We start from the raw sequence: 9,146 nt of genomic DNA, 5'->3' as shown, positions 1-9,146 counted from the left end.
GGGAGGCCATCATGAAACATGCAGCGCTCGTCGTCGCGCTCGTCCTGCTGGGCGCCGGCCTTGCCGGGACGGCGTCCGCGGAGGACGCCCCGGCGCAAGGAGCGGCGCCGGCGGCGAGCGAAGCTGAAGCCGCCAAGAATCTCGAAGCCCTCGAAAGCATGCGCAAAGCGCGGCTCAAGGTTTGGGACGAAGGGCCGCTTCTGTTCCGCCGCGCCCTGTTTGTTGCCGACTCCCCTGGCGGCTTCGGCATCTACAATGCGCGCCCCGACACTGTGTTCAAGCCTGGCGAGAAGCTCGTCATCTATGCCGAACCCGTCGGCTTCAAATGGCAGAACAAGGATGGTCTCGAGCACGCCCTTCTCGTCGCCGATCTCGTGCTGCGTGCCGAGGATGGCAACGTCGTCGCCAGCCAGGAAAGCTTCGGCGAGTTCAGGTTCGACAGCCATGAGCAGAATATGGAGGTCATGGCCGTGCTGACCATCGACTTCACCGGCGCGCCCCCGGGGAAGTATGTCGTCGAGTGCACCTTTCGCGATCAGATGGGCGACAAGTCGGCGAAGTTCGCGCTGCCCTTCGAGATCAAGTAGCTGTGGTCAGGCCGAGCAGGATCCGCCGCCGAGCACGCAGAACTTGGCGCAGTGGGGATGGCAGAGCTTGACCGCGCCACGGTCGAACATGCCGCCATCGGCGCGCGCCGCCTCGGCCAAGCTCGTGCCCATCTCGAACGCGGGATCGTAGGGAAGCAGCGTGCAGGGGAGCACGACGGGCGCTTCCGCGCCCTTGCGTTTGACCACCATGCGGCTCGACGCGCACATGACGTCTGATGGCGTCTTGCCGAGGATGCTCCAACAGCTTTCGGTGATCTCCGGCACGTCAGCTTTTTCGTCCATCTCGGGGAACAGCACGAGCGAGGCGGGGTCGTGCGCATCGACCGGCCAGCCGCGCGCTTCGATCAGCGCCCCATAGCCGGCGCGCTCGTCCGCCTCGCTCTCGCCCCAGCAGGTGCGTCCGGCGAGCGCAATCGAAAAGCCTTCTTGCGCCAGCCAGTCGATCCCTTCCAAGGTCTTGTCGAAGGTCTGCGGACCACGCTCCTCCTCATGCAAGGCCTTCGAGTAATGGTCGAGGCTGACCCGCAAAGTGAGCCGGTTGCCGTGGACGTCGCGCAGCGCGCTTAGGCCATCGCGAATACGTGGCCGCAGCATGGGCTGCATGGCGTTGGTCAGCACCAGCACCGAGAAGCCGCGCTCGAGCGCGTCGCCGAGCATTTCCAGAATCTCGGGGTTCATGAATGGTTCGCCGCCGGTAAAGCCGATCTCGGTGACAGGCAGCCGGTCACGGGCGATCTCGTCGAGATAGGTCGCCGCCTCCCCCCGCGTGATATAGGCGAGCCGGTCGTTCTCCGGGCTCGATTCGATGTAGCAGTTGCGGCAGGTGATGTTGCAGAGGCTGCCGGTATTGATCCACAGCGTCCGCAAAGCCATGAGCGGTACTCGCGCCCGCCGCTCGCCCGTGGCGGTCAGGTCGGGTTCGGCGAATTTCGCCTCCGGCAATAACACCGCGGCGTCGGTCATGAATACCCTCCAGCCATAACATTAACAGGCGGGCGGCTGTCGGCCGCAAGGCAAAGCGTTTCACCACTCCGTGAAGCCGGCTTGCTTTTCGGCGGCTGCCCGTCATTGTACAACTGCGAGTCGGCGCGGGTGTAGCTCAGTGGTAGAGCAGTAGCTTCCCAAGCTACGTGTCGCGGGTTCGATTCCCGCTACCCGCTCCAATTCCCCCTTTTCTCCGCCCGGCGAAACCTGCCGCCCCCGCTCCGCGTTTTCCCCAGGAGAAACGACGGAAGGAGCCCTCCTATGGAAGACCTTGGTGGTTGGATATGGGCCCTTGTCGGCCTCGGCGTGATCGTGCTGGGCTTGGGCATCGCCTATGGCAACGACATGTGGCGTCATCGCCGCAAGGACTATGCGGCGAAGCATGAGCAAGCGGAAGTTACCCGCGAGAACTATCGCCGCGGCGGCTAGCGGCGGGACCGTGCGCCGTCTTTTCCCATTTGAACGGCGCGGTGGCGAACTGCCAGAGCGCCCGGTAGGCGGCGGCCGAGATCAAGAGCCAATAGAGCGGCATCAGGGGGATCTGCCGGTATAAGCGCGGGAGCCCTCGGCGGCGTGCCGCGAGGAATGCGAGCCCCATGGCGGCGAGATAGCCGGCGGCGAGTGCGAACCAGGCGATCACCCAGAAGGGCACGCCGAGCCAGCTCTCAGGAGGTGCCAAGAAGCCGCCGCCGAGAAGCTCCCAAATGGCCAGCGCGTAGAACCAGGGATGCACCAGCGCCGAAAGAATAGTGCCGCCGACCATGACCTGAAAGGCAAGGAAGCCGCGCGGTCCGAGCTGGCGCCACAGAATGCGCGGCGCGCGCATATGCACGAGCCAGGTCTGCACGAAACCCTTGAGCCAGCGCGTGCGCTGGCGGAGCCAGTTCCCCAAGTGGCGCGGCGCCTCCTCATAGGTGGTGGAGCCGATGACCTGGCAGCGATAGCCGCCACGTGCGAGCCGCGTCCCGAGATCGGCGTCCTCGGTCACGTTGTACGGGTCCCACGCCATGAGCCATTTCAGCGCCGACACGCGGAAATGCGGCATTAGGTAGCAAAGGCACCAAATCTGGCCGGAGTCGTTTCGTTAACGGGGAATCACCGACTCTTGAGAGTCGGCCTGGATTCCGAGTTGACGTAGCAGGAGATGGTAATAATGAGCGGACCGTATGACCCGGCGCTTGATCCTGGCATCTTTGACGCCGTCGAGGCTCTAAGGGCTGCGGGGGTAGATACTTTTGAGTCCTGCCAGGGCGGCTCCGGCCACGCCTATGCAGAGCCGACCGTCCGATTCCATGGCGATCAGGCTGAGGGCCTAAGAGCGTTGGCCGCCGCAATGCACGCGGGGCTTAATCCAGCGTGTCTAAGAAGGGTATGGCCCGTGCTAAATGATGAGCCGCACGGGCCATATTGGGAATTGACCTTCTAGCGCCCCTGCCGGTTCAGATTGGCGCACTCCTGACACAGCGGCTTGCCGCCAGTGCCGGAGCGAAGGTTCTCACGCTCGATGTTGTTGCCGGTGTTGCACTCGGTGTTGTTGTGATGCACGTGCTGCTTAATCGAGTGCCACGGGTCTTTCTTAGGCATGGCGGGTTCCTTTCGTTCGGTGAAAAAACGCGGTCATGCGCAGGGAAGCCATGACCGCTGATTAAAAGTTCAGCGATTCGCTGGCCCTAAGCGAGTCCTTTTTAGGTCAGCAATTCTGACGTTTATGGTTGGCGGAGGCTGCGCGTGGCCCACATGACGTTGCCCTTCGTATCCACGGACGACCTGACCACGTTTTCCTCGCGAAGCGAGCGCAGCGCCTTAGACACGCGCTTGGTGAGATCGGAGACGTAGTTGCGGTCGCGGGCGTCTTGACCGCTGACGGCGATGATGGCTTGGGCAATCTCTCGGCTTGTCATTGGCCCGTCAGCGCCGCGTAGCTCGCCAAGGATGGCCCTGGTTAGTTCCCCGCGACCGAAGATCACTTCGCGCTTCTGGCGCGGCATCTGAGCGTCAAGGTCGCCAGTGTAGCCGAGCGTCGTCAGCACGCGGTCAACGGCGCTCACGTCATTTTTGATTTCGGCGAGCCGATCACGGATACGTTCAGCTTCGCCCAGTAGGTCCGCCCGCTTCTGGAGCAAACCTGAGATCGTGTGTTCGTATGTCTCGGTCCTAGCCATTATCGTGCCCTCTGCCAATAGCCGCACCAGTCTTTCGATTTCGGATGCACCATCGCGAGACGAAGCGCGCGGTGAGCGAGCGCGCCGTTGTCGAGACGGCGGTGATCCTCTTTCCACGCTGCTTCGCTGGCGTATTGGTGAAGGTACTGCGGGCTCACATGATGATGCTGCCCTTCGACCATCCGGCGAAGGCGGGCGAAATAGCTTTCGGCCTGATTGGTGCAAATGCCGTCCAAGCTGTAGGCAACCGAGTGATTGATGCGCTTCGTGTCGAAACGGGCGTGCAACACGTCCCAATGCGTAGCTTCGTCGGCATGGATACGGGCGGCCATATCGGCGCGCTGGTTGGCGTAGAACACGCCGTCAGCCTCGTTGCGAACCACAAAGGTCAGCGTGCGGCCTTCGCGCTGACGAAGGGCGACAACGACACGGCGCTTGCCGGTTTGGTGCTGCGCTAAGCGGCGGTCAATGCGATCCTCTGCCTTGTTGGCCGGGCGAATGTGACCGCCAAAGTAGGCACCGTCGATTTCCACGTCACCGAGAGCTTCAAGCCCTTCGTCTCGGCAGCCATGGCCTCACGGATTTTGTGTGCCAGAACCCAAGCCGTCTTGTGCTGGCAATCGAGATCGCGAGCGAGTTGAAGGGCGCTAATACCCTTCACCGCGTTGGTGAAGATCGCAATGGCTGCCAGCAAGTCGGTGTAGCTGAGCTTGCGCGAAGCAAAGATGGTTCCGCTCGTCACGCTGAATTGGTGACGGCAACCTTTGCAGTCGAACTTGCGGCGGGTCTTGATCTGCCACACGTCAACGCAGCCGCAACGCGGGCAGACAGGCTCGCCGTCGGTATCGTGCCAGCGGAGCTTGCAGAACGTCTCATAGGCCTTCTCTTCGCCCATGGAATACACCGCCATGAGAGACAGGGTCCGGGCGGCGGTGCTGAGAAGGAAATGGGTAGACACGTCATCGTCTCCAGTGCTTATGTACTAGAGATAATGATACAGTGTCACCTTGTCAAGGGCAAAAGCACGCTATATGATGACAGAAAGCATCGCAGAGTGTGACATGCCAGAGCGCACAGATTGGGAATCCAGGGCTAGGGGGCTGATCCGGGGGGAGATGGCCCGCCAAGGGATTACCTACGCCCAGCTCGTCGAGAGGCTGGCAGCGGTAGGCGTCAAAGAGGATGAGCGGAACCTGCGGAACAAGGTGAGCCGGGGCAAGTTCACCGCCGCCTTCATGCTCGCGTGCCTAGAGGCAGTTGGCGTGAGGGAGGTACGCCTGAGCTAGTCGGGCAGGTCAATGACTTGGTGAACGTTCGTGATGGCATAGGCCACAGGCTTGCCCCCGCTGGACCGCACGTTCACGTCAACCACAAAGCCTTTCTTGTAAACATTCTCATCGGCATCGCGGATTTCATGCTTGATGCGTTGCTCGGCAAGTTCCGAGGCGTAGATCAGGGCAAGGGGCTTGGTCGAGATTTCCTCGATTACGACTCGCTCGCCGGATCGCTTGCCCACGTTCACGTCGCCAATGTCAGACCGTGTGAAGCGCATTAGCACGCGCTGGTGATCGGCGCGTTCCGTTCGCTCAAGGTTGATTTGTCTAGCTTCGATTGCACGCCGCGCGTGGCGGGCCTCTGGGGTCGTGAACTTGAAGGCCGCACGGACCTTCTTCTTGCCGTCCTCGAAGGTCGCAGCCTCAAGTGTCGCACTACCGTTGGGGTCATTTGCGACGGCCTCTACGGCATCGGCCCAATCTTTCAATTCGGAGCGCGTTGCTGGTGGCTCCGTTTGCCCCTTGCCGAGTAGAGCCTGGAAGCGCCCACCCCACGCTCGGATGAAGTTCTCGACAATGAGCGCCTTGTCCATCTCGCTAATGAAGGGCGCGAAGGTCGATAACCATGGGATCAAGTCGGCCTCAATGCTGCCAGGGCGAACCTCGCGGACGTACATGTCCGCCACGCCAACCAGGTCAGGGTTCGTTGTCTTGATGTAACGGTCGTATTCGTCGCCAAGCGCCGCGAACGCCCCCACAAAGGCCCCAATTTCAATAGGTTCCTCAGTGCTAAGCCTCAGAATGATGAATGGCTCGCCCTTTGCCATTGCGGCAGCATAGGAACGCAGCCCTAGGTTGTCATCTACCATTTCATCTCCGCAGTTATGCGTTTGCTACGCAATGCCGCGGAAATGGTTTGACGTGCCGCCGAGCGGAATCGGCAGCTGGAGCCGGTCGAGCGCTGGAAGCAACCCGTCGAACAGAGCGGAGTATTCCAGCGTGAACTGCCGGGTCAGCCAGCTGTCTTGTGCGTTGTAGATGTTGAGCCGCGCCTGGACCGTGGCGAGGTTGGGCGGTCCCGATTGAAACGCGTGGAACGCGCGGCGCAGCTGGTCGCGATCGGGCCGGTCCTCGGCGTCGTAGATCGCGACATATTCGCCGCGCGCAAGCGGCAGGGCATAGTTCAGCGCCTTCGGCTTGGTACGCGGCGCCCCGTCCGGCACCACGACGATCTCGACATTGCCGGGGAAGCGCAGCGCCCGCGCGGCAGCCACCGTCTCCTTGTCCGTCGCCTCGAGGATGAGTTTGATGTCGAGCTTCGCCGCCGGCCAGTCGAGTTGCCGGAGTGCGTAAACCAGAGGCCGCAGCATGTCCGCCTCGTGCAGCAGCGGCACGAGAAGCGTGTAGGTGGGCAGCGCGGCGTCGGGTATGCGGGGCGCATGTTGATCGCGGTTCTCAGCCTTGCCGCTGACCAGTCCGAATGCGGCGATGAGGCGGAGCCCGATCACCGGCACGAACAGAACCGCAAGCATGAGCGAGACTATGCGTATGGTCTCGATTGGCGCGATGAGGAGTCCGCCGACGAATGCAGCGGCGCCGATGGCGATGACAAGCCGCTGCCAGGGTGCCGTACCGCTGCGCGCGCTCAAATCGGGCCGGCGCGCGGCGAGTGCGTCGACCGCGCTCCGCAAGAAGATGGGAGCGAAATGGTGATAGATCGACTCCCTGACGGTGGCCGGAGAGGCGAGCGCGAGGTCGGGACGCCCAAGCCGCGCCAACATCACACGCAAGGCGTTCGGCCTTAGCCGGTCTGCCGCCATCACATAGGATGTGCGCTCGTATATGAGTCCGTTCGTCAGACATTGCCGCGGCGTCATTCCGCCGGGCGGCGTCGCGGCGCCAGGCTGAAGCGCTGCCTTGAAAGGCGCATCGCAGGTGCCGGCCAGCGCGCGGTAGTAGTCGTCCGGATCGAGCCAGCCGTTGGCGATCAGGACCTCATGCGGGTGGACGCCCCACCGCGCGGCAAGCGCGCTCGCCCGCGCCAAGGTCGCGGCATCGATATAGCGGCCTAGAAGAAAGTGGTATTCGGCTTCGGCCGGAACACGCGGGGCTGCGCCGAAAAAACGTAGGCCCAACCGCGCGGCCCGGCCGCTTGTAGCTACAAGCGACACGGGAACGCCCCCCACAACTCCCTCGATAGTATTTTGCGCTTTCGGCCGAGACGCAACCATTGATTGCGCGATGCGGCCGTATGGGCGGATACAAGCAGGAATTGTTTTTTCGGCACATACTAGTAAAGCGGGTATCATCGCCCTAGCGGCGGCCACAAAGCCGCGCTAGAGATTGCATGTGAAGATGAGCGATCCCCTGTCACAGCCAAGCCGCGCGGCGCTCTTTGGGCTTACCGCGGTGGCGCTTGCGCTCGTTTGGTTTTCGCCTGCTTCGGCTGAGCAGGACAAAACCAATATCGTTCCGGACAATTGGCAGGGCGATGCGCTCCGCCCCAAGCCGGACATGAAGAATCTGGAGAAGATCCGATTCGTCACCGACTCCGACTACCCGCCGTTCCATTACTACGACGAGGTGGGCGCGCTCACCGGCTTCAACGTCGATCTTGCCAAGGCCATCTGTGAGGTGCTGGAGGTCCAGTGCGAGGTCAACGCCACGAACTGGAGCGATCTCATCCCGAGCCTCGATAAGGGCGAGGCCGACGCGGCGATCGCCTCCATCCGCATCACCAAGGAGGTGCTACAGGAGGCGGACTTCACCTCCCGCTACTACGCCACGCCGGCGCGCTTCGTGGCGCGGAAGGAGAGCGAGCTCACCGACGTCCGCCCCGAGACGATCGAAGACCTCAAGATTGGCGTGGCCACGGGTACTGGCCACGAGGCCTACCTCAAGACGTTCTTCCCCGACGCTGCGGTCGCCTCCTTCGATACCCCGGAAGACGCGCAGAAGGCGCTCAAGAACGGCGCCATCGATCTCATCTTCGGCGACGGGATCAGCCTCACGTTCTGGATCAACGGCGTGACCAGCGAGGCCTGCTGCGAGTTCCGCGGCGGACCTTACATCGAGGCGAAGTTCTTCGGCGAGGGGGTGGGCATCGCCGTGAAGAAGGGCGACCGCAAGCTCGCCGACATTCTCACCTATGGGCTCGAGCAGGTGCACGCGAGCGGCCGCTACGAGGAGCTGTTCCTGCGCTACTTCCCCATGAGCTTCTTCTAGGCTGATAACTGACTACTGATTTCTGTCCCCGGATCGGAACGGCAGCCACAGGCTCCACCCGAAGCGGGTCGGCTCTTCGCTCTGATATGGCGTGAGCCCGATCTTCATCCCTTGATGGCCACCCTCCGGCTGGGCGGTGTAGGTCCTGAACAGCCGGTCCCAAACCGAGAGATTGAAGCCGTAATTGGTGTTGTGCTCGCGGTGAAGCACCGAGTGATGCACCCGGTGCATGTCCGGCGTCACGATGATGAGCCGCACCACGCGATCGAGCCAGTCCGGCAGCGCGATGTTAGCGTGGTTGAACATGGCGCAGGCGTTGAGGATCACCTCGAACAGGAACACCGCGAGCGGCGAGGCGCCGAGCGGCACCACCACTGCGATCTTCCATACCATCGACAGCGCGATCTCGATTGGGTGGAAGCGCACCGCCGTCGTCACGTCGATGTCGCGGTCGGCGTGGTGCACTTTGTGCAAGCGCCACAGGATGGAGATCTTGTGGGAGGCGAGGTGCTGCGCCCAGATGGCGAGGTCGAGCACGATAAGGGCGATAGCGACCTTCACCCATTCGGGCCACGTCACTTGGTTCAGGAGCCCGATACCGTGGCGGTCGGCATAGAACGCGGCGGCAATCGCCGCCACCGGCACGGCAAGCGCAGCCATGAGCCGGAGCACGATGCTTGCGGTGACGCTGATGCCGACATTGGTGAGCCATCGGCGCCCTTTCGAGGCGATCAAGGTCCGCTTCGGCCAGGCAAGTTCGATCAGCGCCATGAGTACGAACACGGCGAGGAATACGGCGAAGCGGATCAAGCCGTCGCTCTGGCCGAACAAACCATCCATCGAATTGCCCTGAACTGTTGCGGTGACTGTCAGTTAGTGTGCCGCGCGCCGCG

Annotated in this window: 11 protein-coding genes, 1 tRNA gene and 1 pseudogene; 5 read left to right on the top strand and 8 right to left on the bottom strand. The window is 62.5% G+C overall.

Annotated features, from left to right (window positions below):
• Nucleotides 1-11: 11 nt before the first annotated feature.
• Complete coding sequence (locus ACRECX_RS03455) at nucleotides 12-587, top strand: hypothetical protein (RefSeq protein ID WP_431557408.1); 576 nt, start codon at nucleotides 12-14, stop codon at nucleotides 585-587.
• 6 nt (nucleotides 588-593) lie between these two features.
• On the opposite strand, the gene ACRECX_RS03450 is transcribed toward ACRECX_RS03455, so the two are convergent.
• Nucleotides 594-1,571: a radical SAM protein gene (locus ACRECX_RS03450; RefSeq protein ID WP_431557407.1), complete on the bottom strand. Its 978-nt coding sequence runs from the start codon at nucleotides 1,569-1,571 to the stop codon at nucleotides 594-596.
• A gap of 125 nt (nucleotides 1,572-1,696) precedes the next feature.
• Between ACRECX_RS03450 and ACRECX_RS03445 the strand changes: the two genes are divergently transcribed.
• Together ACRECX_RS03445 and ACRECX_RS03440 are read left to right on the top strand one after the other, a co-directional pair.
• Nucleotides 1,697-1,771, top strand: a tRNA-Gly gene (locus ACRECX_RS03445).
• Nucleotides 1,772-1,853: 82 nt separating this feature from the next.
• The gene (locus tag ACRECX_RS03440) at nucleotides 1,854-2,021 is read left to right on the top strand and encodes a hypothetical protein (protein ID WP_431557406.1); all 168 of its coding nucleotides are present in this window, start codon (nucleotides 1,854-1,856) and stop codon (nucleotides 2,019-2,021) included.
• On the opposite strand, the gene ACRECX_RS03435 is transcribed toward ACRECX_RS03440, so the two are convergent.
• From ACRECX_RS03435 to ACRECX_RS03420, 4 genes and pseudogenes are all read right to left on the bottom strand, one after another.
• A complete protein-coding gene (locus ACRECX_RS03435; protein WP_431557405.1) occupies nucleotides 1,990-2,637 on the bottom strand; it encodes a glycosyltransferase family 2 protein in 648 nt (215 codons plus the stop codon). The two genes, ACRECX_RS03440 and ACRECX_RS03435, sit on opposite strands and share 32 nt — an antisense overlap.
• Nucleotides 2,638-3,014: 377 nt before the next feature.
• Entirely contained in the window at nucleotides 3,015-3,176 is a 162-nt protein-coding gene (locus tag ACRECX_RS03430) for a hypothetical protein (protein WP_431557404.1), read from the bottom strand.
• A 122-nt stretch (nucleotides 3,177-3,298) separates the two neighbouring features.
• Nucleotides 3,299-3,754, bottom strand: a complete 456-nt coding sequence (locus tag ACRECX_RS03425) for a hypothetical protein (RefSeq protein WP_431557403.1) — start codon at nucleotides 3,752-3,754, stop codon at nucleotides 3,299-3,301.
• Nucleotides 3,754-4,712 (bottom strand): annotated as a pseudogene (locus ACRECX_RS03420) (IS1595 family transposase). Before ACRECX_RS03420 ends, ACRECX_RS03425 begins: the two are co-directional and overlap by 1 nt.
• A 103-nt stretch (nucleotides 4,713-4,815) precedes the next feature.
• On the opposite strand from ACRECX_RS03420, the gene ACRECX_RS03415 reads away from it, so the two are divergent.
• Entirely contained in the window at nucleotides 4,816-5,040 is a 225-nt protein-coding gene (locus ACRECX_RS03415; RefSeq protein WP_431557402.1) for a DUF6471 domain-containing protein, read from the top strand.
• On the opposite strand, the gene ACRECX_RS03410 is transcribed toward ACRECX_RS03415, so the two are convergent.
• Complete coding sequence (locus ACRECX_RS03410) at nucleotides 5,037-5,897, bottom strand: hypothetical protein (protein WP_431557401.1); 861 nt, start codon at nucleotides 5,895-5,897, stop codon at nucleotides 5,037-5,039. The genes ACRECX_RS03415 and ACRECX_RS03410 overlap by 4 nt on opposite strands.
• A gap of 24 nt (nucleotides 5,898-5,921) precedes the next feature.
• On the bottom strand, nucleotides 5,922-7,163 hold the full coding sequence (locus ACRECX_RS03405) for a glycosyltransferase (RefSeq protein WP_431557400.1): 1,242 nt from the start codon (nucleotides 7,161-7,163) through the stop codon (nucleotides 5,922-5,924).
• Nucleotides 7,164-7,383: 220 nt separating this feature from the next.
• Here ACRECX_RS03405 and ACRECX_RS03400 point away from each other — a divergent pair, with 220 nt between their 5' ends.
• A complete protein-coding gene (locus tag ACRECX_RS03400) occupies nucleotides 7,384-8,253 on the top strand; it encodes a transporter substrate-binding domain-containing protein (protein WP_431557399.1) in 870 nt (289 codons plus the stop codon).
• A 12-nt stretch (nucleotides 8,254-8,265) separates the two neighbouring features.
• Here the strand turns inward: ACRECX_RS03400 and ACRECX_RS03395 are convergent, their stop codons facing one another.
• On the bottom strand, nucleotides 8,266-9,093 hold the full coding sequence (locus ACRECX_RS03395; protein ID WP_431557398.1) for a sterol desaturase family protein: 828 nt from the start codon (nucleotides 9,091-9,093) through the stop codon (nucleotides 8,266-8,268).
• Nucleotides 9,094-9,146 lie beyond the last annotated feature (53 nt).

Origin of the sequence: Methyloceanibacter sp. (assembly GCF_050726195.1) — a bacterium.
Classification (GTDB): Bacteria; Pseudomonadota; Alphaproteobacteria; order Rhizobiales; family Methyloligellaceae; genus Methyloceanibacter.
Note: the sequence above shows the minus strand (reverse complement) of the source record. Positions and strands in the feature narration are given on the sequence as shown.

Excerpts from the sequence above, each read along its gene's own strand:
- ACRECX_RS03455 (WP_431557408.1), top strand. The coding sequence starts at position 12 with ATGAAACATGCAGCGCTCGTCGTCGCGCTCGTCCTGCTGGGCGCCGGC.
- ACRECX_RS03450 (WP_431557407.1), bottom strand. The coding sequence starts at position 1,571 with ATGACCGACGCCGCGGTGTTATTGCCGGAGGCGAAATTCGCCGAACCC.
- ACRECX_RS03440 (WP_431557406.1), top strand. The coding sequence starts at position 1,854 with ATGGAAGACCTTGGTGGTTGGATATGGGCCCTTGTCGGCCTCGGCGTG.
- ACRECX_RS03435 (WP_431557405.1), bottom strand. The coding sequence starts at position 2,637 with ATGCCGCATTTCCGCGTGTCGGCGCTGAAATGGCTCATGGCGTGGGAC.
- ACRECX_RS03430 (WP_431557404.1), bottom strand. The coding sequence starts at position 3,176 with ATGCCTAAGAAAGACCCGTGGCACTCGATTAAGCAGCACGTGCATCAC.
- ACRECX_RS03425 (WP_431557403.1), bottom strand. The coding sequence starts at position 3,754 with ATGGCTAGGACCGAGACATACGAACACACGATCTCAGGTTTGCTCCAG.
- ACRECX_RS03415 (WP_431557402.1), top strand. The coding sequence starts at position 4,816 with ATGCCAGAGCGCACAGATTGGGAATCCAGGGCTAGGGGGCTGATCCGG.
- ACRECX_RS03410 (WP_431557401.1), bottom strand. The coding sequence starts at position 5,897 with ATGGTAGATGACAACCTAGGGCTGCGTTCCTATGCTGCCGCAATGGCA.
- ACRECX_RS03400 (WP_431557399.1), top strand. The coding sequence starts at position 7,384 with ATGAGCGATCCCCTGTCACAGCCAAGCCGCGCGGCGCTCTTTGGGCTT.
- ACRECX_RS03395 (WP_431557398.1), bottom strand. The coding sequence starts at position 9,093 with ATGGATGGTTTGTTCGGCCAGAGCGACGGCTTGATCCGCTTCGCCGTA.